26 protein-coding genes and 1 pseudogene are annotated in these 24,733 nt (G+C 35.1%); 20 read left to right on the forward strand and 7 right to left on the reverse strand.

Going from position 1 to position 24,733, the window contains the following annotated elements; all coding sequences use genetic code 11:
* Positions 1-76: 76 nt before the first annotated feature.
* The 16 genes and pseudogenes from MHH66_RS09855 (at position 77) to MHH66_RS09930 (ending at position 15,300) form a co-directional block, all read left to right on the forward strand.
* Positions 77-915: pseudogene (locus MHH66_RS09855) on the forward strand (phosphotransferase).
* 27 nt (positions 916-942) lie between these two features.
* On the forward strand, positions 943-1,500 hold the full coding sequence (locus MHH66_RS09860) for a DUF7010 family protein (RefSeq protein ID WP_078185414.1): 558 nt from the start codon (positions 943-945) through the stop codon (positions 1,498-1,500).
* A gap of 28 nt (positions 1,501-1,528) precedes the next feature.
* Complete coding sequence (locus MHH66_RS09865; protein ID WP_002167930.1) at positions 1,529-2,353, forward strand: hypothetical protein; 825 nt, start codon at positions 1,529-1,531, stop codon at positions 2,351-2,353.
* A gap of 16 nt (positions 2,354-2,369) precedes the next feature.
* Complete coding sequence (locus MHH66_RS09870) at positions 2,370-2,936, forward strand: SGNH/GDSL hydrolase family protein (RefSeq protein ID WP_063217492.1); 567 nt, start codon at positions 2,370-2,372, stop codon at positions 2,934-2,936.
* A gap of 517 nt (positions 2,937-3,453) precedes the next feature.
* Complete coding sequence (spxA, locus tag MHH66_RS09875) at positions 3,454-3,849, forward strand: transcriptional regulator SpxA (RefSeq protein WP_000236196.1); 396 nt, start codon at positions 3,454-3,456, stop codon at positions 3,847-3,849.
* 30 nt (positions 3,850-3,879) lie between these two features.
* Complete coding sequence (locus MHH66_RS09880) at positions 3,880-4,014, forward strand: BA3454 family stress response protein (RefSeq protein ID WP_000573513.1); 135 nt, start codon at positions 3,880-3,882, stop codon at positions 4,012-4,014.
* Positions 4,015-4,208: 194 nt separating this feature from the next.
* Positions 4,209-4,622, forward strand: coding sequence for an Rrf2-family transcriptional regulator SaiR (saiR, locus tag MHH66_RS09885; RefSeq protein WP_001083471.1), 414 nt, complete (start codon positions 4,209-4,211; stop codon positions 4,620-4,622).
* A gap of 125 nt (positions 4,623-4,747) precedes the next feature.
* The gene (locus MHH66_RS09890; RefSeq protein ID WP_000987460.1) at positions 4,748-5,083 is read left to right on the forward strand and encodes an IDEAL domain-containing protein; all 336 of its coding nucleotides are present in this window, start codon (positions 4,748-4,750) and stop codon (positions 5,081-5,083) included.
* A 1,154-nt stretch (positions 5,084-6,237) separates the two neighbouring features.
* Entirely contained in the window at positions 6,238-7,557 is a 1,320-nt protein-coding gene (locus MHH66_RS09895) for an aromatic amino acid transport family protein (protein WP_078185415.1), read from the forward strand.
* Between the two features lie 112 nt (positions 7,558-7,669).
* Positions 7,670-8,092, forward strand: a complete 423-nt coding sequence (locus MHH66_RS09900) for a SpoIIAA family protein (protein WP_078185416.1) — start codon at positions 7,670-7,672, stop codon at positions 8,090-8,092.
* A gap of 218 nt (positions 8,093-8,310) precedes the next feature.
* Complete coding sequence (locus tag MHH66_RS09905; RefSeq protein WP_002014036.1) at positions 8,311-8,820, forward strand: heme-degrading domain-containing protein; 510 nt, start codon at positions 8,311-8,313, stop codon at positions 8,818-8,820.
* A 388-nt stretch (positions 8,821-9,208) separates the two neighbouring features.
* Positions 9,209-10,693: a glucose-6-phosphate dehydrogenase gene (zwf, locus tag MHH66_RS09910; protein ID WP_078185417.1), complete on the forward strand. Its 1,485-nt coding sequence runs from the start codon at positions 9,209-9,211 to the stop codon at positions 10,691-10,693.
* A 95-nt stretch (positions 10,694-10,788) separates the two neighbouring features.
* Entirely contained in the window at positions 10,789-11,682 is an 894-nt protein-coding gene (gene gnd, locus MHH66_RS09915; RefSeq protein ID WP_002014034.1) for a phosphogluconate dehydrogenase (NAD(+)-dependent, decarboxylating), read from the forward strand.
* A 51-nt stretch (positions 11,683-11,733) separates the two neighbouring features.
* Positions 11,734-12,402 (forward strand): fructose-6-phosphate aldolase, encoded by a 669-nt coding sequence (gene fsa, locus MHH66_RS09920; protein WP_000667685.1) that lies wholly within the window; start codon positions 11,734-11,736, stop codon positions 12,400-12,402.
* Between the two features lie 157 nt (positions 12,403-12,559).
* Complete coding sequence (gene gntK / locus MHH66_RS09925) at positions 12,560-14,101, forward strand: gluconokinase (RefSeq protein WP_078185418.1); 1,542 nt, start codon at positions 12,560-12,562, stop codon at positions 14,099-14,101.
* Between the two features lie 137 nt (positions 14,102-14,238).
* Positions 14,239-15,300 (forward strand): lactonase family protein, encoded by a 1,062-nt coding sequence (locus tag MHH66_RS09930; RefSeq protein ID WP_078185419.1) that lies wholly within the window; start codon positions 14,239-14,241, stop codon positions 15,298-15,300.
* 70 nt (positions 15,301-15,370) lie between these two features.
* On the opposite strand, the gene MHH66_RS09935 is transcribed toward MHH66_RS09930, so the two are convergent.
* Positions 15,371-15,544 carry a DUF1272 domain-containing protein gene (locus MHH66_RS09935; protein ID WP_001162783.1) on the reverse strand — a complete coding sequence of 58 codons (174 nt, stop codon included), beginning with the start codon at positions 15,542-15,544 and terminating at the stop codon, positions 15,371-15,373.
* A 195-nt stretch (positions 15,545-15,739) separates the two neighbouring features.
* On the opposite strand from MHH66_RS09935, the gene MHH66_RS09940 reads away from it, so the two are divergent.
* Positions 15,740-16,549 carry a pentapeptide repeat-containing protein gene (locus MHH66_RS09940; RefSeq protein WP_078185420.1) on the forward strand — a complete coding sequence of 270 codons (810 nt, stop codon included), beginning with the start codon at positions 15,740-15,742 and terminating at the stop codon, positions 16,547-16,549.
* A gap of 20 nt (positions 16,550-16,569) precedes the next feature.
* Positions 16,570-17,106, forward strand: a complete 537-nt coding sequence (locus MHH66_RS09945; RefSeq protein WP_078185421.1) for a hypothetical protein — start codon at positions 16,570-16,572, stop codon at positions 17,104-17,106.
* A gap of 21 nt (positions 17,107-17,127) precedes the next feature.
* Here the strand turns inward: MHH66_RS09945 and MHH66_RS09950 are convergent, their stop codons facing one another.
* On the reverse strand, positions 17,128-18,015 hold the full coding sequence (locus MHH66_RS09950; RefSeq protein ID WP_078185422.1) for a DMT family transporter: 888 nt from the start codon (positions 18,013-18,015) through the stop codon (positions 17,128-17,130).
* Positions 18,016-18,383: 368 nt separating this feature from the next.
* Between MHH66_RS09950 and MHH66_RS09955 the strand changes: the two genes are divergently transcribed.
* The gene (locus tag MHH66_RS09955) at positions 18,384-19,145 is read left to right on the forward strand and encodes a glycosyltransferase family 2 protein (RefSeq protein ID WP_265171143.1); all 762 of its coding nucleotides are present in this window, start codon (positions 18,384-18,386) and stop codon (positions 19,143-19,145) included.
* Here MHH66_RS09955 and MHH66_RS09960 read toward each other — a convergent pair.
* The 5 genes from MHH66_RS09960 to MHH66_RS09980 all read right to left on the reverse strand — a co-directional run bounded on the left by MHH66_RS09960 (position 19,114) and on the right by MHH66_RS09980 (position 23,995).
* Positions 19,114-20,037: an NAD-dependent epimerase/dehydratase family protein gene (locus tag MHH66_RS09960; RefSeq protein WP_078185424.1), complete on the reverse strand. Its 924-nt coding sequence runs from the start codon at positions 20,035-20,037 to the stop codon at positions 19,114-19,116. The two genes, MHH66_RS09955 and MHH66_RS09960, sit on opposite strands and share 32 nt — an antisense overlap.
* Positions 20,034-21,269, reverse strand: a complete 1,236-nt coding sequence (locus MHH66_RS09965) for a class I SAM-dependent methyltransferase (protein ID WP_078185425.1) — start codon at positions 21,267-21,269, stop codon at positions 20,034-20,036. The genes MHH66_RS09960 and MHH66_RS09965 overlap by 4 nt, the downstream gene beginning before the upstream one ends.
* Before the next feature lie 12 nt (positions 21,270-21,281).
* On the reverse strand, positions 21,282-22,337 hold the full coding sequence (gene rfbG, locus MHH66_RS09970; RefSeq protein WP_078185426.1) for a CDP-glucose 4,6-dehydratase: 1,056 nt from the start codon (positions 22,335-22,337) through the stop codon (positions 21,282-21,284).
* A 1-nt stretch (position 22,338) separates the two neighbouring features.
* The gene (gene rfbF, locus MHH66_RS09975) at positions 22,339-23,106 is read right to left on the reverse strand and encodes a glucose-1-phosphate cytidylyltransferase (protein WP_078185427.1); all 768 of its coding nucleotides are present in this window, start codon (positions 23,104-23,106) and stop codon (positions 22,339-22,341) included.
* A 115-nt stretch (positions 23,107-23,221) separates the two neighbouring features.
* Positions 23,222-23,995, reverse strand: a complete 774-nt coding sequence (locus tag MHH66_RS09980) for a glycosyltransferase family 2 protein (RefSeq protein WP_078176817.1) — start codon at positions 23,993-23,995, stop codon at positions 23,222-23,224.
* A 225-nt stretch (positions 23,996-24,220) separates the two neighbouring features.
* On the opposite strand from MHH66_RS09980, the gene MHH66_RS09985 reads away from it, so the two are divergent.
* Positions 24,221-24,628 carry a MerR family transcriptional regulator gene (locus MHH66_RS09985; RefSeq protein ID WP_025149265.1) on the forward strand — a complete coding sequence of 136 codons (408 nt, stop codon included), beginning with the start codon at positions 24,221-24,223 and terminating at the stop codon, positions 24,626-24,628.
* Positions 24,629-24,733: the final 105 nt, after the last annotated feature.

Consider the following 24,733-nt stretch of genomic DNA (forward strand, 5'->3'; position numbering starts at 1 on the left):
ATTCTCTTGCGATTGTCAAATAATAGTAAAGTTGTCTTTTGAATTGGGAGAATCTTCGGAATTAAAGGGTGAGAGAATGGACATTTCAATAATTGCTGCACAACTAGTTAAGGAGAAAGTTATTTCACATGATCCAAATAGCGTAAAAGCGTTGAACAGAGGAACGACAAGTACTGTATACTTGTTGGAGGAAAAATATGTAGTAAAGCTGAATGAAGCGGAAGTAATACGTGAAGAAGCTAATTTCCTCTCATTTTATGAGGAGAATAGTTTATTTTCAAAGCTTTTGTATAAGGAACCTTTACATACATATTTCGTGTATTCTTTCCTTGAAGGTAATACTTTGTGTAAACAAGGATATAAACGAAGTACGCTTCGTACACTTGTAAAAGAAGTTATCAATAAGTATAAAATGGTTCAGGGGCAGAAGGCTGGGGATGGAAAGAAAGTCCGGTTCAATCTTGGAATGAATTTTTAACGGCAAATGTGATGGAAGCTTATGAAAATGTAAGACGTTACATAAGTGAGGAAGATTATAGAATTGTTCTTAAACTAGCAAATAGGGACGCCGGAGTAAATCAGCCATTTTTATTACATGGTGATTTCGGATTTCATAATTTTATATTTCGGCAGAATAGGTTACATGGGGTAATTGATCCGTTACCTATTTTAGGAGATCCTTTATATGATTTAATTTACGCGTTCTGTTCAACTCCGTAAGATTTAACAAAAGAAGTGATTGGTTATGTGATAAAACCATGTATATTTCATAAAAAAGAACGAGATTTATATGAGGAAATAGTCATAGGTTTATATTTGTGTATAGAAACATGTTTGAGACACCACCCGAAAGATTTAGAAGATTACTTAGTAGCTTGGCGTTATTGGATGAACGAAATTGATCCGGCTTTATAGTACAAATAGTTTGGGGGAGATAGTGAAATGAACATAGCAGAAGCAAAACGAGATTTAGCACAAAGAACGAAAAAAGGATTTCCAGTTATAATAGCTGGTATTTTATTTTGGGTTGTAGCGAGTATAACGGGTGTTCTTCTTTCAGAAAAGCAAGTTGTGTGGGTGTATTTAATTGGTATGGGGTGTGTGTTTCCTTGCGGCCTAATGATAGCTGCCACATTAAAAATTGATATGTTTGCGAAAGGAAATCCGCTCGGGACTTTAGCAGGAGTAATTGGCGGGATAAATGTATTAAATATTCCGTTTGTGTTACTTGCCTATTTTCAATTTCCAGAGTGGTTACCTTTTGTAGTAGCGATGTTAATAGGTGTTCATTTTGTACCGTACGTATGGATTTATGAAAGTAAAAGTTATGGTTTACTGTCAGTAGGGACCGTATTCGTAACGTCAGTTTGCGGGATTCTTTTTGCTGACAATGGATTTACTTTAATTCCATTGTCAGTTACAGCTGTCTACTTACTAACTCTAATAGGTTTATTAATTGAAAATAAAAAAATAAATCATTATCAACAAAAATCAGCTTAATAAAAATATATGGATAGGGGGAATTATTATGAAAAATTTCGTTTGTACAACGTGCGGCGTACAGTATGCAGCGAGTGTGGAAGAACCAGTAAGTTGTGTTATTTGTGATGAGGAGAGACAATATGTGAATCCGAAAGGGCAGTCTTGGACGACTTTAGAAAACTTGCGAACGAGTGATACATATAAAAATGAAATAATAGAAGAAGAGCATAGACTTTATAGCATTACGACAAAACCTAAATTTGCGATCGGTCAAACAGCATTTGTCATAAAAACAGATTCCTATCGTTTATTATGGGATTGTATTACTTATTTAGATGAAACGACAATTGGGAAGATAAAAGAGTGGGGCGGGTTAGATGCGATTGCACTATCTCATCCTCATTATTATTCGATACAAGTAGAATGGGCAGAAACGTTTGATGTACCAATTTATATACATGAAGACGATAAAGAGTGGGTAGTACGCCCGAGTAGTCGTATTATTTATTGGTCTGGTGAGTCTTTACAATTAGCGGACGGAATTACTATTCATCGTCTCGGAGGACATTTTAGCGGCGGTTCTGTATTACATTGGGAAGAAGGAAATGATGGGAAAGGTATTTTATTAACAGGTGATATTATTCAAGTCGTAGCGGATCAGCAGTGGGTGAGTTTCATGTACAGCTATCCAAACTTAATTCCATTGCCAGCGAGAAAAGTGGAGGAAATGGCGAATCGAGTGAAGCCATTACAGTTTAATCGTTTATATAATGCTTTTCACGGAGTAGTGAAAGAGAATGCAAATGAGGCAGTGGAACGTTCTGCTGAAAGATATATTAAGGCGGTAGAAGGAAAGTTATTTCGTACGTGAAAGGAGAATTAGCTCTATGAAAACGTTAGTATGCTTCGGTGATAGTATTACAGCTGATGAAACGTTTTTTGATGGAACGCCAAGGTTAACACCGCGTCTGCAAGAGATGTTTCAAAATTGGAAGGTGGTAAATGCGGGGGGGCCGGGCGATAATACGTTCGATGCGTTACATAGGGTTGAAGATGATGTACTATCACATAAACCAGACTTTGTAACAGTTTTTCTTGGTACGAATGATTCGGTGTTATTTGATCCAGTGCCATTACAATCTTACAAAGAAAATTTAGAGAAAATTGTAAGTGCGATTTCATCAGAAAAAGTATTACTTATTAGTCCTGCACCAGTTGATGAAGCAAGGCAACATAATAGAACGAATGAAGTACTCGGTCAATATGCAAATGTGGTTGAGGAAGTGGCGAAAGAAACAGGAAGTCATTTTCTAAATTTGTACGCTGAAATGATTCAAGAAAAGGATTATAAGAGATTTGTAGAAGATGATGAAAAGGACGGTTTACACTTCGGACCACAAGGTTATGAATATTTAGCGAAGTTAATTTGTGAAAAGTTAAAAGGGATTTTGTAGGAAGCAAAGCGTGGGCGCTTTGCTTTTTTGTTCGCGTATTTCCTCCTACAATGCAGTAGCTTTTATTATGCTAATTATGTTTCATAGTAGCACATGTAAGAATGAAATGAATAAAGTGAAATATAATTAGACCTTACCAATTGGGTTATTAAGGGGAGCCCGACTTCGACCTAACTTTTTTGCTCTTGCCAAATTTTGAGGCGGTGAACTCAAATAGCGGGATAAAATGTACTTTAAAGAGGTGGTTAGCCGTAACACTATGAGACATTCGTACAAAAGAAAATGATTTGTTCCGCTAATGGAATGTATCCAAGACTTAACAGTTGATTAATTGAACTGTAAAGTTTAAAATTACAGTATAGTTTTTAGAAGTGAGTTGCTATTTTTTGTGAAAAACAGATAAATTAAATATTCTCGAATGAATAATATAACGTGTATTTCATTCTGAACTGTAATTTTTTTTAATACATTTCAATAATCTATATAATAATTTAAAAAGTAAAGGAGTGTGTAAAATATGGTGATTTTATATACGACAGCAAGCTGTAGTTCATGCCGAAAAGCAAAAGCATGGCTTGAAGAACATCAAATTGATTATACCGAAAAAAATATCGTATCAAATTCTCTTACAGTCGATGAACTTAAATCCATTCTTCGTTTAACTGAAGATGGTGCTACTGAAATTATTTCAACTAGATCTAAAACTTTTCAGGAATTAAATATAAATATTGAGGCGCTTTCGCTTAATGAGTTTTATAAATTAATAATTGAGTATCCTCAAATGTTACGTCGTCCAATTATGCTGGATGAAAAAAGATTACAGGTTGGTTTTAATGAGGAAGAAATTCGCAAATTTTTACCGCGTAGCGTTCGAACATTTTTGAATATAGAATTGCAAAAAATGGCTAATTAATAAGTAATATTTTGAAAGGAGGAAACAGAAGTGATTGAAGTATGTGTTACAGTTAATTATAAAGATAGAAACTATCACACAAATGTTATTGTGAGTAAAGATACGATTTGGACAAAAATTAAACAATTGGCAGAAGAACAAGTTAAGAAACAGTGGACTGTTTAAATTTATTTGCAACTTAAAAAGCTAAATGAAGTTAGGAGATATAGGGGAGTTCTGATAGAATATAAAGGAATTTATTTTTTCATGCTAAGCATGCTTCTTATATATTTTAACGTTTGACTAACCTATCTGTAATATTTATGGCTACAGTATGTTACTAAACGAGAAATCATATTTTTTATCGTAGGAGGACAACAATGAACAGCGACTTTACCTTGGCCATTCACAGTTTAACTTATTTAGCTTTACAGCCAGATCGGATGTCAACAAGTAATGCTATTTCCGAAAGTGCAGGTGTTCATCCAGTACGCATTCGCAAAGTGCTAAGTTTGTTAAAAAAACATAAGTTTATACAATCAAAAGAGGGAACGGGTGGAGGTTTTATTTTTGCCCGTGATTTAAGTGAAATTAATCTTTGGAATATGTATCAAATAACCTCTGAAGGGGCATTGCAGCCGAAGTGTCCAGAATCAAATGATCAGTGTATTGTAGGTTCGAACATGCGGAAAGTTCTTTTTGCTATTTTCTTAGGTGCGGAAGAACATCTAGGTGAATATTTAAAGAATTATACAATGAAAGAAGTTGTTGATCTTATTAATCAAGAACGTTAAGCGGCTTAATTATTATGTAGCCGTGAGTTCTTAAAAAATAAATGTAATAAAAAACATTACAGTTTAAATTGGTTTTTATATCTTTTTTATCGTTACAAAAAATATTTATAAGCAGGTGAAAAAGTATGATGTCAAATAATAATCATGTTTTAAAAGTGGGAGATTGGGTTCGTGGAATATCAAATGAGGGTGAATTCATAGTTGGTTACATTGTATCACTTGATGAAGTGGAAGGTGTAGTTACAGTTAGCATTGTGAAACGTGACGACAAGTACACAATGAACGAAGCGATTTTACTCTTTAGTAAACATGTTAACAAACTCCCTGAATCAAAGGTAATAAATAAGGAGCAAATCCTTTATCTTATAGACCTTGCATTATTAACAGGGGATGAAGAATGGTTTATTGAGCTCTCTGCAAAATTAAACTTGATAAAAGAGCTAGTTAATGAGGGGTTTTAAAGATTACATTATTCGTTTTTAATAGGTTGGATCGTGCAATAAGCAATAATATCATCTAAAAGGAAATGAAATAAAACCCATTCAATACAAACATAGAAATATCCCTGAAGAAGAGTTGAAAAAACTAAAATTAAGATGACATTGAAGTGATTCGTTTGCCCACTCCTAACAATGATAATGATGTAAATAAGCTGTCCATATGGGCAGCTTATTTTATTTTTTCGTTTAGCGAAGATTTTTGCAAAATGTTAGCGGTTCTCTTATTGTCATCAAGTTAAAATATGTATTTTCCTAAAAATGTATATGAATGCAATATTGATAATATATAACCTAAAAATTGGTTTATGTATTTAAAAAGAAATTTCTTTTTAACCACGTTAATTATTTATTAGAATATTTTTTTTAAGTCAAAATAAAATTTTTAGATAAAGAAGAATATAAATATTTTTAAAATGAGTAGCTTGAATAAACAATATTTTACTGTGTTTTTTGCTGATTAATTCCGTTATAAGCGATAGGAACAAGGGTTGCATGCTAACTGTAAATTATTATCCATGTAAAATTATATCCATTAAATATTTCTGGAAATATAAAAATATTAATTTTATAAATATACACGTTATAATGAGGGCGTCGAGAGAAATTTTATGATCTCTGGAGAAAATATAAAAAATGCGATTAATTGAAAGAAAGGCGTGTGATTAGAGGCGAAATGTATGTAAAGTGCTTCAGTGGCTTGTGTAATCAATACCATAAATGCTGCCGAAGTTATGAAAGTGATGTATAGAATTGAGAAAGAAATGCCTCATAAATGAAGAGAGGCCGGTTTATCTAAAATTACTGTTACAAGTAAGTAAGAGAAACCATTAAAGTAACACACTGTTATTAGAAATGTTGCAACGTATTTATGAAGTCTATTCAATATTGTTCTCTTAAGCGGTCTTTATATAAAGAGCGGATAGTACGAGTAAACTTTTTTGTGAACGCTAACATTTATGTTAGGACGCTAACTAGCGAATGTTTCAATTTGGATTCATTATGATGAAGGACATACAATGTGGGGCAACTTGTAAGGAATTTATTTTCCGAAAAAAGGGAATGTTCGTTAGCTATAAAGAGATACGCAAGAATAGGATACAAGGGGGAGTTATTATATGAACGGGAATACTGCAAAGAAAATAGAAGTTCAAGCTGAAAATATCGCACTAGAAAATGAGCAATATGCAGATCCGAAAAAGTGGCATAAGCAGGATACTACATGGGCATTGAGCCTATTTGGAACTGCAATTGGAGCAGGGGTGCTCTTTTTACCGATTAATGCAGGTTCAGGTGGTTTATTATCATTACTACTAATTACATTGCTTGCATATCCAGTTATGTATTACTCACATAGGGCACTTGCTAAAATGATATACGCTTCTAATTCTGCTGATGAGGGGATCACAGGTACAATTAGAGAGTATTTCGGAAATAAAGCAAGTATCATTTTTAACATCGTATATTTCGGTTCAATTTATACAATCGTGCTAATGTATTCGGTTGCGCTTACAAATACTGCAAGTAGTTTTATCGTGCATCAATTGCACATGCCGGAGCCTCCAAGGGCCATTTTATCGCTTGTATTAGTGCTTGGTCTTATCGCTATACTAAATTTTGGTCAAGATATTACTGTAAAGATCATGAGTATGCTAGTGTATCCTTTCATAGCTTCTTTACTTTTTATCGCAATATCTTTGATCCCGCAGTGGAATACGTCAATGCTTAGTTTTTCAAGTGTTTCTACTGCTTCAACAGGAACAGGATATTTTGGAACGATATTGATGATACTACCAATCATCGTATTCTCATTTAATCATTCACCTATGATTTCATCATTCGTTGTGAAACAGAGGGCTACGTATGGAATAGAAGCTACTGATGCCAAATGTGCACAAATACAAAAGGTTTGTTATATCATGACATTCGTGGTTGTTATGTTCTTCGTCTGGAGCAGTACATTGAGTTTGACTCCAGAGGATCTTAAAATGGCAAAAGAGCAGAACTTATCGATCCTTTCATATCTTGCTAATGAGCTTAATTCGCCTGTAATCACTATTGCAGCTCCTATCATTGCTTTTGTGACTATTACAAAGTCTTTCCTTGGCCATTATATCGGAGCATTTGAAGTAATGCGTGACATGATTATTAAGTTCGGTAAATCACGTGGGAAAGTTATTGAAGAAAAAACAATTAAGACAATCGTCCTTACTTTTGTTGTATTGTCATGCTGGTTTGTTGCTTATACAAATCCAAGTATTCTTGGACTTATTGATTCTCTAAGCGGTCCATTAGTTGCTGCTATCTTATGTCTATTACCGATGTATGCGATTAGTAAAGTACCAGTACTAGCTAAATACAAAGGGAAAATGAGCAATGTATTTGTTATTATTGTAGGTGTACTTACTGTTTTAGCAAGTATTAAATCATTATTCTAATTCACGATTGTTAGTTCTAATGCAAAATAAAATAGAACGATTTTGGGACAGACTTCTCCGTTTGGAGAGTTTGTCCTTTTTTAATGCGTAACAATTTTATCTTATTGATTTTATGAGATATTTCCGCATAATTGTAACTAAGGGAGATGATTCCAAGTTGAGTAAGCTGAATATAAACACAACAGTTTCAGGAGATATAATTGTTACCCATCTTATTGGCAAGATTAAAACAGATGATGTTTATGAATGGTTTAATGGCTTCGAGCAGGTTTGTCAGCAATTCATTTCCGAGGGTCGGAAATACAAATTGCTGGTAGATAGAAAAGGGTACACGCCAGATCATTTTTCTGTTCAAAAAGCATGGAAAGATAAGTTTTTCAATGAAACGATTTTGAATCACAGTAAGGCAATTGCTTTTCTCCTTGAAGAAGGGGAGATACTGAATTATTTACAACAGTCCAATACAAAAGAATCTGTGAAATTTTTTGATGATTATGAACAAGCATTAGTTTGGTTGAATGGATATCCCATATGAAATTGTTAGCGAACCAGTTGCCTAAGTAACTGGTTTTTTTATGCTTGTAAGAAATATCCGGAAGAAAACTTCTATACGAGATGTTTAGTACGAAAGGACATACTTTTTTAAGGCGTTAAATATAATTCATAATAGCACCAAGAAGAAAAGAATACGCTTTACGGTATTAGTTATATGGAAAGGCCGTACGATAGAGTCACAGAAATTCAAAAATATCAATGTGGCATAAAGTGAGTAAGGGGGATAAACATATGAGCGCTTCAAATTTGAATGAAATAAGTAAGCAAATTTTAATAGAGGAGGAAACACTTCAATTTTCCTCTTTTACAAATGAAGATGCACTGCAAATAGGTTTATTTATCGTTGAAACGGCGAGGCAAGAAGGGAAATTGATTGCTGTTGATATAGCGAAAAATGGTGTGCAACTATTTCATTTCAAGATGACAGGGACAACTGCGGAAAATACGCAATGGATTGAGCGTAAAAAACGAGTTGTTTCTTTGCATAATCATAGCTCGTATTATATGCAGATACAAAGTGAAATAACGGGCGTTCCATATAATGAAAAGTATCTTTTAGATAGGTCGGATTATGCTGCGTTTGGTGGCTGTGTTCCTGTCCAAATAAAAGATGTAGGAGTTATTGGAATGATAACAGTTTCAGGATTACCACCAGAAGAGGATCATGAATTAGTTATAAGGGCAGTTAAAAATCATTTGAAACAATAGTAAAAAGGCAAAATCGAACAAGAATATGTTCGGTCTTGCCTTTTTATTATTCAGTTCATGAACATATTTCTAATAAGATGTTACGGAATTAAAATTTTTAATTCGAGACACTTTTCTTGGCGATTATAATCTATGTAGTTAATATGATAGACGTAACGTAATTAAATTACTAAAAGTAATTAAGTTATTTTATATAAGTTAAAATAAGTAAGTAGCATGTGGTAAAAATGCTTTGAATTGCCACTATTAATATTGGGGACAATTAGAAAGCGACAAATATAAAAAATTAGAAGTTAAGAAGTAAGGTTGGATCAAAAATAATAGTAGCTTCTGTACAATGCATTTTTACTAAGGTGACAATGACTATACATCACGAGGGGGACTGAAATTGGAATCAATGACCTTTGTTTTATTTGGAGCAACAGGAGATTTAGCTAAAAGAAAAATTTACCCCGCGCTATATAACTTATATAGAGATCAAAAGATTCCAAAGCCAATATCCGTTATTGGGCTTGGAAGACGTGAAGTATCTCATTTAGATTTTCAAAAAAGAGTAAAAGAATCCATAGACACTTTTTCTCGTCGCAAAGATGAAGGTACTCCGAAAATAGAAGATTTTTTAGAGTATTTTCGTTATTGTCCGTTAGATGTGAATAAGCCAGAAGATTATAAAAGGTTATTACAAGTAGTTCGTGAAAGGGAAGAAGAACAAAATATACAAGGGAATAGAATGTTCTACCTTTCAGTTACTCCTGACTTCTTTGAGACCATTGCTTTAAATATTAAGGAAAGTGGACTCGATGGAACGGATGGATGGAAGCGCCTGATGATTGAGAAACCGTTTGGTCATGATCTTACATCTGCCCGAGAGCTGAATGATAAGCTTAGTCGAACGTTTGAAGAAGACGAAATATACCGTATTGATCATTATTTAGGTAAACCGATGATTCAAAACATTGAAGCACTTGAATTTGCAAATCCTGTTCTCCAATCGATTTGGAATAAAGAACATATAGCGAATGTACAAATAACAGCTAGTGAAACGGTTGGGGTAGAAGAAAGGGCAGCATATTATGATCATGCAGGAGCCATTCGCGATATGGTTCAAAATCATATGTTGCAAATATTAATGATGACTGCTATGAATCTGCCGGAAAAGATAAATGCATGTGAAATTCGTGAGGAAAAACGAAAGGTAATGGAAACTCTTCGTAAAGTGAAAAAAGAAGACGTTCAGAACCATATCATTCGCGGACAGTATGCTTCAGGGGAGATAAAAGGACAACAAGTTGTAGCGTATAGAGAGGAACCAGGAGTAAATCCTTCTTCTCAAACAGATACATATGTTGCGGCTCGCTTATGGATTGATAACCCATTTTGGACTGATGTTCCTTTTTACATACGAACAGGAAAAAGAATGAAAGAAAAGTCTACTCGTATTGTAATTGAGTTTAAAAATACATTAAAACAGCAATATCAAGATAGTAATCCAAATGCAGAGCCTAATTTGTTAATCATTGAAATTAGCCCAAATGAAAATGTTTCACTCCAATTAAATAGTAAAAATCCATTGAACAATGGAGAGCTAGAACCGATCCGTATTCATTTTACTTGTGAGCAAACAGGAGTGGGAATACCTGAAGCCTACGAAAGGCTTATCTATGATGCTGTATATGGAGATTCTACATTCTTTGCACACTGGAGAGAGGTTGAATTGTCATGGGAATGGGTGCAGCCAATCCTTGAAGCGTTCGAAGAAAACTTGTTACCTCTTCATGAATATGAGTCTGGCTCGTATGGTCTGAATGCTGCTCATGCTCTATTACAAGAAAGTGAATTTAAATGGTGGTTAGATGAGGGATTGAAAAAATAAGTACATTCTTATAAGTAAAGCAATATGACAAAAGATATTCATCATTTTATTAACATGTATTTATGATGAAAGGTAATTCAAGGAGGAATTGTATTATGAGAGTAGGATTAATTGGTTTAGGTAAAATGGGATTAAATTTAGGGAAGAATTTAATTGATCATAAACATGAAGTAGCTGCATTCGATTTAAATACGAGTGCAGTGGAAGAAATGAAAGCGTATGGGGCTACAGGTACGTCTAGTTTAAACGAACTTGTTCAATCATTAGAATCACCAAGAATTCTATGGGTTATGGTTCCGCACGCTGTTGTTGATTCTGTTATTAATGAGGTTACACCGCTGTTATCAAAAGGAGATATTTTAATTGAAGCTGGGAATTCACATTATAAAGAGTCTATTCGCCGATATGAGCAACTAAAGACAGATGGCATTCACTTTATGGATGCAGGAACTTCTGGCGGAATGGAAGGTGCTCGTAATGGTGCTTGTTACATGATCGGAGGAGATCAAGAAGCTTGGGACATCGTTGAACCTATTTTCCGAGATACAGCTGTAGAAAATGGATTCTTATATGCAGGAAAAGCTGGTAGTGGTCACTTTTTAAAAATGATTCACAACGGAATTGAATACGGAATGATGGCTGCCATTGGTGAAGGATTTGAGGTTTTAGAGAAGAGTGAATTTGACTACGATTATGAAAAAGTATCAAGAGTATGGAACAACGGTTCAGTCATTCGTTCATGGTTAATGGAATTAACTGAAAATGCATTTTCTAAAGATGCAAAACTGGATGAAATTAAGGGCGTTATGCATTCTTCTGGTGAAGGAAAATGGACAGTAGAAACAGCATTAGACCTTCAAACAGCAACTCCTGTTATCGCAATGTCTCTATTAATGCGCTACCGCTCATTAGACAATGATACATTTACAGGAAAAGTTGTAGCAGCACTGCGCAATGAATTTGGCGGACATGCAGTAGAAAAGAAATAAAAATTTTAAAATTATAACTCGTTAGCGTTTAAAAAATGGAGGGAATGAATCATGAAGTTTTTTATTGATACTGCAAATCTTGAGGACATAAAAAAGGCATATAAACTAGGGGTTTTAGCTGGCGTTACAACGAATCCTTCTTTAGTAGCGAAAGAGGGCATTAAGTTTGAAGACCGTATTGCAGAAATTTGTCAGGCAGTACCTAACGTTGAATCTGTTTCGGCAGAAGTAACTCCAGATGTTGTTGCAGCTGAAGAAATGATCTCTCAAGCAGAAGAACTAATTAAAATTAACGGTGGTGATAAAAACATCACGATAAAACTTCCGATGACACTAGCAGGATTAGAAGCTTGCCGCTACCTTACTGAAAAAGGTGTGAAAACGAACGTTACACTTATTTTCACTGTGAACCAAGCTCTTTTAGCTGCTCGAGCAGGTGCAACGTACGTCTCTCCATTTTTAGGACGCTTAGATGATATTTCTGAAGATGGCGTATTATTAGTTGCTAAAATTGCTGAATTATTCGATGTTCATCAATTAGATACACAAATTATTGCGGCTTCTGTCAGACACCCAGACCATGTCACTCGTGTAGCGATGGCAGGTGCTCACATTGCAACAATTCCTTATAAAGTCATTGAACAACTTGCTATGCACCCATTAACAGATCAAGGTATTGAAAAGTTTGCTGCGGATTGGGCGAAAGCGCCTAAGTTATAATGAAATGAAGATTTCACTTTTCAAAATAGCACTATAGTTATGAAAAGGACCTCCTTATGAGAGAGAAGTTTATTAAAACGTAGCTCTCATAAGGGAGCGTCTTTTTTGTATACATCATGGTGCTCTTTTGTTATAGGAATAATTTGAAAGGGGTTACATAGTGAACTCGAAATATATGATTGGTGTAGATATTGGGACAACTAGTACAAAATCAGTTTTGTTTTCGATTGATGGATCAGTTATTGCAAGTCATGGGATTGAATATCCTTTATATTCTCCCGCACCAGAAACAGCAGAACAAGATCCAGAAGAGATTTTTCAAGCGGTCATACATACGATTAAAGAAACTATACAATCAAGTAATGTGCAGCCAGTTGATATTCTTTGTGTTTCTTTTAGTTCGGCAATGCATAGTGTCATTGCTGTAGACGAAGCAGGGAAGCCGTTAACGAGATGTATCACTTGGGCAGATAATAGAAGCGCAAGCTGGGCAGAAAAAATAAAGAATGATATGAATGGTCATGAAATTTACCTTCGTACTGGAACACCAATCCATCCTATGTCACCACTTTCGAAATTAGTTTGGCTTAAGAATGAACATGATGAGTTGTTTGCAAAAAGCTATAAATTCATCTCTATTAAAGAGTATGTTTTCTATAAGTTATTTAAGGAATATGTAATTGATTATTCTATTGCATCAGCAACAGGAATGTTCAATTTGAAATTTTTAAAATGGGATGAGGCAGCTCTTCGTGTCGCAGGAATTACCGATAAAAAGCTATCTACAGTTGTTCCAACGACGCACAGTTTAATAGGGATAAATGAAGAACTTGCAAGAGAGATGAATGTACTTGTTACTACTCCTTTTATAATCGGTGCGAGTGATGGGGTACTATCGAATTTAGGTGTAAATGCAATAGAACCTGGAGTAGTTGCTATTACAATTGGTACGAGCGGTGCAGTGCGAGTTGTCACAAATCATCCTGTAACGGATCCGAAAGGTAGGACTTTTTGTTATGCGTTAACTGAGGACCTTTGGGTAATTGGTGGACCGGTTAATAATGGTGGTATGATTTTTAGGTGGGTTCGCGACCAATTATGTACGTTAGAAGTTGAGCATGGGAAGCGTTTAGGAAAAGATCCATATGAAGTGCTTACGGAAATAGCGGCAAAAGTGAATCCTGGATCTGATGGTTTATTATTTCATCCGTATTTAGCAGGCGAAAGAGCTCCTTTATGGAATGCAAATGCGCGGGGATCTTTCTTTGGGCTTGGACTACATCATAAGAAAGAGCATCTTATACGTGCTGTTTTAGAGGGAATCATTTATAACTTGTATACAGTTCTTCTTGCGTTAAAAGAACTAATTGGCGAACCGAAAAAAATTCAAGCGACAGGTGGTTTTGCAAGGTCAGAACTTTGGAGACAGATGATGGCAGATATTTTTCATCAAGACGTATACGTTCCTGAAAGTTTCGAAAGCTCTTGCCTAGGAGCGGCAATCCTCGGTTTATATAGCTTAGGTGAAGTAGATACATTACATGTAGTTTCTAATATGGTAGGTGCCAATTTTTATCATGAGCCAAACATGGAAAGTGTGGAGAAATATAAAGATTTAACACCGATCTATATTCGTTTGGCCCGTCACTTGGAAGAAGAATATGAAAGTATAGCAGCTTTTCAGAAAAAGTGGGTTTAGAGGCTATTTGGCAGAAAAATATGGTAGCGTATAAAGAGGTACTCCGATTTTTTAGGATATTCTTTCAATGAATAATAGTTTTAGGTTGCTTAGTAAGAAGTGTGATGAACAAAAACTATAGGGAGAGGGTTATGAAAATGACGGATAACAAAGAGTTTATTGGATATGTTGGAACTTACACGAAAGAAAATAGTGAAGGAATATATACTTTTACTTTACATACGGAAGCGCAAAAAGTTAGTAATGTAACACTTGCGGCTAAGCTGGATAACCCTACATATGTAACGATCAGCAAAAATAATCAATATCTCTATTCTGTTGTAAAAGAAGGAGAAGCTGGTGGTGTAGCTGCTTATTTGATTAATAGTCATACTGGAGAGCTAGAGGAACAAAATAGACAAGTAGTAGAAGGGGCTTCTCCTTGTCATATTAGTGTGGATAGTGGAAATCAAACGGTAGTTACAGCGAATTACCATAAAGGAACGATTGAGTCTTTTGAAGTAGATGAAGAAAATGGAACTGTAAATCCTGCTTCATCTATTATGGCACATGAAGGTTCAGGTCCAAATAAAGAAAGACAAGAAAAACCACATGTACATTACGCGGGATATACTCCTGATGAAAAATATGTGGTAGGTGTTGATTTAGGGATTGATAAAATAATTACATATGGAATAAAAGATAGTACATTAAAAGAAGTGAATAGCTTGTCTGTGAACCCAGGAAGCGGTCCGAGACATATTGCTTTTCATCCAAATGGAAAGTACGCTTATGTGATGACTGAACTTAGTTCGGAAGTCATTGTGTTAACATATTATCCGGAAGAAGGATCCTTTACAGAGTTGCAGTATATTTCTACAGTTCCAAAAGAATTTGATGGAAATAGTCAAGGAAGTGCTATTCATATTTCTTCTGATGGCCGTTTTGTATATGCGGCGAATCGTGGGTATAATAGTATCGCTGTTTTCAGTGTAAATCAAAACTCAGGTGAACTTACATTTGTTGCACATACATCTACAGAAGGAAATTGGCCGAGGGACTTTGTGTTAGATCCTACTGGAAAATTTCTTATTGCTACAAATGAAAAGTCACATAATCTTGTGCTATTTTCAAGAAATGAAACGACAGGGAAGTTAACACTGTTACAATCTGATGTTGTTGTACCAGAGCCTGTTTGTGTTAAGTTTTTAAATGTTTAATTTGTGATTGGTAGAATTTTTATATACCCCAGAAACAGAAAAAAGCAAAGCGATATCGCTTTGCTTTTTTCTATTTCTTCTTCGGTCTACGTACTAACTCGCCGCCACAATTTGGGCAAACGTTTTGTCTTTCCTCTGTACATGGTGCACAAAATGTACATTCATACACGCATATGTATGCTTCAGAATCAGGTTGAAGGGAATGGTCGCAAATTTGACAGTTTGTTTTCATTTCTAATGCCATCGTAATCCTCCTCGTTATTTGAAAGTTCTTAATTTAATTATAATTAATATTGTAGTGGGTGTCCTTTTTAAATGAAAAGAAATAGACGGATTATGTTGTTGTTTGAAATGAAATAGGTCCATTTGTTTTAAAATTGATTATTTAGTGCAGTTGGAATATTATGAAATAGTCAAAAGACAACAGGGGGTATATATTTTGACTAATCATAACGACTATTTTCGTGTAGAAGAGGATGTAAATTACAATAGTTTAAAAGCGGATTGTGAAAAATGTTTTGGATTATGTTGTGTAGCATTACCGTTTGCAGCATCAGTAGATTTTGCGGTGAATAAAGATGGTGGTAAACCTTGTACAAATCTACAATCAGATTATAAATGTAGTATACATAGAGATCTTAGAGGAAAAGGCTATAAAGGTTGTACAGTATTTGAATGTTTCGGTGCTGGACAAAAGATTTCTCAAGTTACGTTTAAAGGAATTGATTGGCGGACAGATGCCGAGCATGCGAGAGAAATGTATGATGCTTTTCCGGTTATGCAACAGCTTCATGAAATGCTTTGGTATTTGAAGGAAGCTATTCTATTAAAGGCGACGCAGACAATTCATAAAGAGCTGAAGGAAGCAATTGAAGAGACAGAGCGTCTTTCTAATTTAAGTTCAGATGAGTTAATGGAAGTAAATGTGCCATTACACCGTGCAGAAGTGAACATTCTCCTTTTAGAGACGAGTGAATTAGTATGGAAGGAAATGAATGTTGCACGTAAAAAACGAATCAGTCACCGCGGAGCAGATCTTATGGGAGCTAACCTTAAAAAGAGGGATTTACAAGGAGCAAATTTAAGAGGAGCTTATCTTATTGCGGCTAATTTACGAGATGCAGATATTCGCGGGACAGATTTTAAAAATAGTATTTTTCTTACGCAAGTGCAAATTAATGCGGCGAAAGGGGACAAATATACGAAATTACCGAAAGTGTTGTCTCGTCCAGTTCATTGGACTACGTAAAGAGTATGGAGTGAAATAGTTTGGATATTTTTCAGTATTTAGAGGAAATGCAGGAAGACATATTTTCGTTATCAGTATCTCAAATAGAATCGAAGTATTATGATGTTTGTAGCACGTTAGCATCAAGTGAGCATGCAGAGCGCATTAAATTGATTCCATTAGATTCATACAAGGAAAGTATGAGAATAGGTTTGAAAGAAGCATTAAAAGTCGCTGAAAGTGAAGAAGCAAAGGCGATTTATTTTGAGTATGATCTTGATAATGAGTGGGATAGTCAGTTCTACATTTGTGACAATTACATGTTTCTTGAAGAAGATGATGAGGATTGGGCCAGTGATTGGACGGATGAAATAGAAGGACCGTCTTTAGGAGAGTTAGCTGATATTTATGGTGAAAATGGCTTTGATTTAGATAAAAAGGCTGTAGGTATTACTTTATATTTAATCGCAAGAACAGTGTGTAGTTTTATAATTGCATGTAGTGGAGTACAAAGCAGTATACCAATTTGTATAGGATTCCATGATCAAGACCCAATTATGCGAACAGGCAGAGACTAAGTCTCTGCCTGTTTTTTTATACTATTTTTGTTTTTCAAAAGTAGTAATTAGAACACTGCATATAATAAGGATACCACCAATGAAAAAGTTACTGTTTAACGTCTCATTTAACAGGAGCCAGCCAAGTAATGATCCTACGATCGGTTGGAAGAAGAAAAATAATGAACCGATGCTAGCATCCATTAATTCTAACCCTTTATTCCAAAGAAAAAATGCACCTGCGGTTGAGACGATTCCTAAATAGAGTACGCCTAATAATACGTACATGTTTATATGTTCAATAGGACTTGATTGGAGTTCCCATACCATGCACGGTGTAATGAAAAAGAGTGAAAAGAATATTGCGTGCGTTGTAATAATTAAAGATGAAAATCGAGCGGAAGCGATTTTTACATAAATGGATAGTAAAGCCCACGTAATAGCGGCTCCAACTAAAATGATTGTACCGATAAAATAGGAGCCGATTTCAATATCCCATCCGATAACGATAATGACACCGATTGTCGCTATTATAGTTGATAAAAGTCTACGAGCAGTTAGTTTCTCTTTTAAAAGGAGCGCTGCAAATATAACCATAAATGCAGGTGTAGCTGATGTCACTAAGGAGCCTGTATGAGCATCGGATAATTTCGTTCCGATAAATTGACATGTGATCGAAATGAAATACCCGATGAATCCAATCCAAGCGAATAATAGCCAATCTTTTTTGTGTATGGTTACTTTTTTCTTTTGCTTTTTTTCAGTTGTTTTCAAAATCGCATATAAAACAACAAAAGCGATAATAAAGCGTAGCCAAACGAGTGTAAGTGGCGGAATAAAGTCGAGTACGTATTTACTAACGACGTACATACCACCCCAAATACTTGCTGCTAGTGATAAACATATAGCTCCTAAAATGGTTTGTTTCATTTGAATGACCTCCGTCTATTTTTAGGGTTATGATTTATTCCCTAAGACGAGGCATGGTGCACTTGTTATATGAATGCCCGTCTTAGTTTATAGACGGCCTACAGGTTGATCGTTTTCGAATGAAGTGTTGTAGTACATGAGCGAATTCCTCCTTCATAATTTTATAATGATATTATAACTTAATTTTCAGTTTATTAGGATGTTAATTGTACGGAGTTGATTCTTTAGAAAATGGTGGTTGCCGAAGAAAGCATAGTATATGGTAGAAAAACATATTTTAAAAATAAAAGAAACCAATTACATAACTGATAAGTATATTAAGAGTAGGATGAAAAAGTAGATTAATAGAGAAAGAGGAGGAGATTATTATAACTACAACCGTTATTTCTCATTTTTACAATGAAGAGTATTTATTACCGTGGTGGCTTATGCATCATACGAAACTGTTTGATCATGGTATTTTAATTAATAAAGGTTCTACAGATCGCTCTGTGGAAATTTGCAAAAAGTTCGCACCGCATTGGGAAGTGCGAGATTCTGAAAATCCAGAATTTGATGCACTAGCAACAGATCGTGAAGTAATGGGGGTTGAACAAGAGGTAGAAGGGTGGAAAATAATTTTAAATACGACTGAGTTTCTTTGTGTACAAGATAAAGAGCAGTTCTGGAAATCACTAAAAGACTTAGGAGGGAGGATGTACTGGTTAGAAGGCCTTATAATGGTAGAAAATCCAAACTATAATTATCCAAAACTTAGGTATAGTATTTCTCTAATGAAACAGCGATTTCACGGTTACTTGCCTGAAGATTGGGAGCTGTGGAGAAGAGGGAGGTTCATTCACAATCGCGAATATGGAAGTTATACGGCTGGAAGACATTTAACTATGCATGAGTCTATGAATTACCCACCTCTTGCATGTATTGTATGGTTTGGATTTAGTCCGTGGAATGATGCGATCAAAAGGCGCAAATTACAAATCGGGCCAACTCTTTCTCAAGGTAGTATACATGCGGGAATGGGGACGCATCATATTATTACACCTGAAAGATTAGAAGCATGGTATAGAGAACTAGCGGGAGGAACAAAGGATCTGCGTTTCAGTGATGCATATCGTTATGCTTTTTTATAAATGATTCCCACCAAAAAATAGTTTCCTCAATTCCTGTGTTTAGATCGTAAGTTGGTAGCCACTTTACTTCAGTTTTTAAACGTTCCACATTAACGCCGACAAATAAAGGTTCCTCTTTAGGAAAAGGGATAGCACCTAGTTTAATTAAATTTTCTTTTCCTATCTTTTTGGCAATGATAGAAGCTAATTCTTTAATTTGTACAGAGTGACCAGAAGCGATATTTATCGTACCTGTAACGTTACACTGTAATAAGGTCACAAGAGCGTCAGCGACATCACTCACATGGAGAAAATCTCGAGATTGATTTCCATGTGTACATAGTGCTTCCTCGTTTTTTAATAATGAAGTGATAATGTTAGATACAAGTCGATTACCATGTTCGTAAGGGCCATACATATGAAAAATTCGGCCCCAACACATGCTGAGGCCGGTTTGTTTTGCGTACGATTGTAACCAGGAGTGCAATGCATTTTTACATAATGAATAAGGTGTTTTATAGGAAAGAAGCGGTGAATCTTCAAATAATACACCGTTAAACCACTCGTACTCAGCACCGGTACCTGCTACAACTACTCGTTTTCCACCACATGTTGTGAAGTGTTGGATTAAAGAAATACTGGACTGGAGCCAATAATAATTATTGATGGATACATAGCATTTGGGCGGTACTGCTTCCCAAGCTAAATGAAAAAGGTAAGTAGGTTTAATTTCGTAAATGAGTTTTTTTACTTCTTCATCGCGAAGTAAGTTTACTTTATGCCAATGGCAGGAAAGGTGAGAAGGCTTATTTTTATTGTAAGTGGCGTGAACTTCATAACCTTTTTGTATAAGTGAATGTACAACATATTTACCAATCCATCCACTACCGCCTGTTACAAGGATTTTTTTCATGGTTCGATCACGTCTACTTCTGGGATCATCACTAAAAATTTGCCGCCCCATTCACGGATGAAGGAGCATTCTTTCATAATTTCCTCCTTTAAATTCCAAGGTAATATGAGAATATAATCAGGTTTTGTCCGTTTAATTTCTTCTGGGGATTTTATAGGAATACGAGTTCCTGGCAAAAGGAGATTTTGTTTATAAGGATTTTTGTCTACCGTATAAGATAGAAATTCTTTTCCGATTCCACAATAATTTAAAAGGGTGTTTCCTTTAGCGGGAGCGCCGTAACCGATAATTTGTTTGTTTAAAGCTTTTGTTTCGATAAAAAACTTTAAAATATCTATTTTTAATTGCTCCACTTGTTTCGAAAAAAGGAGATAGCAATCCAATGTATCTAGCCCATGATCCACTTCTTTTTGGATTGCTTTTGAAACATTAGAATGGATAGTTGATTGTGCATGTATATGGTTTATAAATACACGCAAGGAACCACCGTGTGTTGAAAGCTCTTCTACGTCCACAATTTGTAGATCATAATGAGCTAAAATTTTGTGCAGACTTATAAGTGAGAAGTAAGAGAAGTGCTCGTGATAGATTGTATCGAACTGTTTAAAGGAAATAAGGTTTAATAGGTGCGGGAATTCAATTGTAATAGTGCCATCTCGTTTTAATAATGTTTTTAAGCCGGCGACAAAATCATGTAAGTTTGGAACGTGGGCTAATACGTTGTTTGCAATAATTAAATCAGCTTGTGGACTACTGCTTATTAATTCTTTTGCTAAGTCGTTACTGAAAAAATTTATATTAGTAGGAACGCCTTTTTGTATAGCGATTTCTGCTACGTTTTTCGCTGGTTCAATTCCAGTAGTATTGATGTTTTCTTTTTGGAAGTATTGTAATAAGTATCCATCGTTACTTGCGATTTCAATAACCTTTGAATGTTTCGTTAGGTTGAAACGCTTAATTGCCATTTCTACGTATTGTTTAGCGTGCAATAGCCAACTCGAGGAGTAAGAGCTGAAGTATAAATAGTCATGAAAAATATTTTGTGGGGATTCAAATTCATCTAATTGTACAAGTAAACAAGAGTTACAAACAAATGTATGCAGTGGATAAAAAGGTTCCATTTTATATGAGTTTTCTGGAGCTACAAATGAGTTAGCGAGAGGGGAAACACCTAAATCTATAAAAGTATCTTTTAACAATGAGTGGCAAAAACGGCATTTTTTTTGTTCCATTTTATAGCCTCCTTATAAATTTTTGAATGCATCGATTTGTTGTCGTGTGAATGATTCTATATTTTCACCGGATGCATATTTTTCGTACCATTCAACGGTCCAAGCGATAGCATTTTCTGTGGATAGCTTAGGAGTCCAGTCCAGTTTATTTACTGCTTTTGTACTATCGAGTGTTAAAATAGGTGATTCATAAGGAGTATTTATAGTGGGAGAAAGTATTGTTAATGGTTTATTCCATAATTTTATTACAGATTGAATGACATCATGGACGGTTTTGTTAGCCTCGTTAATTGGTCCGAAATTCCATGCTTCTGCATACTCTTTATGCTTCCAAAGTTTCTCAGCTAAAAGGATATATCCATGTAAAGGATCCAAAACATGTTGCCACGGTCGGATAGCATTTTTGTTTCGAATACTTAAAGGACGGTCTTGTAAATATGCACGAATGATATCTGGGAATAAGCGATTTTCTGCCCAATCACCACCACCGATGACATTGCCTGCTCTTACTGAGGCGAGTGAAAGGGTGTTCGTGTGAAAAAAAGATTTTTGATATGATGTTGCAACTAATTCAGCGCAAGCCTTACTAGCACTGTATGGATCATAGCCCCCTAAACGGTCGGATTCTACAAATGCTCGATTACCGCTCCCATCATTCGCATAACATTTATCACTCGTAACATTAATAATGAGACGTACGCTTTCGACGTACTTTGCTGCTTCTAATACGTGAACAGTGCCTAAGACGTTTGTTTTAAATGTATCAATAGGATCTTTGTATGAAGTGGTGACGATTGGTTGAGCTGCTAAATGAAATATCATATCAGGTTTGTGCTGTTTTATGGCATGGAATAAAGAATCGTAATCTGTAATGTCTCCTTTAATTGTAATGCACTCTTTTGCTGCGTTACATTGTTCAAAAAGGTTAGGAGTTGAGGGAGGGTGAGAAGAGTAGCCGATTACTTCTACGCCTAAAGAAGTTAAAAAAAGGGTGAGCCATGAGCCTTTAAAGCCAGTATGTCCTGTAATAAATACTTTTTTCTTATTCCAAAAAGATGATGAAGTCATATTACCAGACCTTCCATGGAGCGTCATTATTTTCCCATAGCTCGACTAATTTATTTTTATCGCGCAATGTATCCATCGGATGCCAAAAACCAGTATGCTGAAATGCTGCCAGTTCATTTTTGTTTACTAACTGAACTAAAGTTTCGGTTTCAAAAACAGACTTATCTCCACTAATGTAATTGAAAATATCATGATTTAAAACAAAAAATCCACCGTTAACCCATCCACCATCACCTAGTGGTTTTTCTTGAAAGGATGTGACAGATTGTTTATCTAAAACGAGAGAACCAAATCTACCAGGAGGTTGTACGGCTGTAACAGTAGCCATTTTTCCGTGTTTTTTATGAAATGCAATAAGTTCTTTTATATTTACATTACTTAATCCATCACCATAAGTGAGACAGAAAGGTTCGTCTCCAACATAATTTTTTATCTTTTTAACTCGTCCACCTGTTTCGGTATTTAGACCAGTATCAATTAATGTAACTTTCCATGGTTCTATAGGATGAGAATGGCTAGTAATTGTGTTATCGCTTAAATGTATTGTGAAATCTGACATGTGTAAGTTGTAATTTAGAAAAAACTCTTTAATTGCATATCCTTTATAGCCTAAGCAAATAATAAACTCAGTGATCCCATGATGGCTAAACAAACTCATAATGTGCCATAGAATAGGTTTTGTTCCAATCTCAATCATAGGTTTTGGTTTTAAATGTGTTTCTTCCCCAATTCTTGTACCGTATCCACCAGCAAGAATAACAGCTTTCATTTTTTCCTCCTAAAATAAAAATTTATAATATATACAGTATTCATATTTTATGCAAATGAGATTGTTTTTGATTAAGCGGATGAAATGGTGTGAGGTGATGACCATGCAAAAAACATTATGGTTTAAACTTTGGAAATAATTCTTGATATTCAGGATTATTACGGAGGTCTTGAGTTACGTTACTAAGCTCTAAAAAACGTGTTTCCAGTTCTTCAGGAGATTGACCGTAATGTGTTTGGAGTCCCATTTGAACACCTATTTTTGAAAGGGTAGGTGTAATTTGTAATTTTCTTGCCTTTGACTGTTCATTCCAAGGGCTAAAATAAAATTTTAAAATAAATGAAGGATAGTCATAAACTATATTCCCGTGCCGCGAATAATGTCTACCAGGTAAATATGCACCATCTAGATGATTGTGAATAAATCTCCAGGCACATCCGAGTTTTGGGTTATAAGGGAAGACGCCGTGGTATCGTTGTTCTACTAATGGGATAGAGTATCTTGGCTTTGAATAATTGTACTTATGGCTATCTATCATTAAAATCATTCTAATCGCATACATATTTTGTCCTAGTGCATGAAGAGATGAGAAAAACTCTTCTGTATTATTACAACAAAAGAATTCAGTAGTATTTAAAACGATTTTCCAACCTGAAATTTCTCTTTCAATTCCCATCACTTCAATATCAGTATTTGTTGGATCAAACTCAAGAAATCTGGAATCTCGCACTTCCCAGTGGGGTGCGAATAATTTACAAATCTCTACGGAACGATCAGTAGAACCTCTATTAATTAATATGCCGTGATCAAATATTTTTGTATGATGCATAAGCCACCATGGAAGTAGGTATTCTTCATTATAAAAATGAGAAATGATAGTTTTTTTAATATTAATCTCCTCCTATACAAGCAATCGTTATTAGTAAGGTATGCTGTTAAATAAGAAAGGTTGAAAGGAAAAAGCTGTATAGTTATAGATTAATTGTTTTTATTAATAAAGGATGAAATTTAGAAATTTGTATAATTTGTGAATGATAACCATCACGTTTGACTGTACAGTTTATGTATTGTATGATGGTAGTAATATAAACAAGGGGGGAAGATCGTTGGGAAGGTGTATCGAATCGGACAGTTGGCTCTCATGGCTCACGTGTCGAAACGAACGATTGATTATTATACGAATCTAGGTATCTTAAAAGCGGAGCGATCTCAATCTAATTATCGCTATTACGACGAAACAGCATTTGAGACATTACAATTTATTGAGAAGTGCAAAGAAATGCATATGCCGCTTTGTGAGATTAAAGAGAAAATCGAGGAGAAGAAGAAGCTGCTCGGTATCAATGAACACGTTTCGAAACAAGTGAATGAAGTGACAGACCATATTCATCGATTAGAAGCAGAGTTAACGGAGTTAAAGCCGCTTTTAGATGAATTGACTGATTCACAACGTGAAAAAATATCGAAATCTTTATCTGGTCAAACGACAGCTTTAATACAGACACTTGCTCTATTATTATAGAATAAGTGAAATCCGACCTCTTTAATTTTTGTATCGGGCTATGTTTTCTAACGAACAAATAAGAAAACATTATAGTATACAGGAGGTGGACACCTTAGTTTTTTA

Source organism: Bacillus sp. FSL H8-0492, assembly GCF_038006145.1.
GTDB classification, from domain to species: domain Bacteria; phylum Bacillota; class Bacilli; order Bacillales; family Bacillaceae_G; genus Bacillus_A; species Bacillus_A mycoides.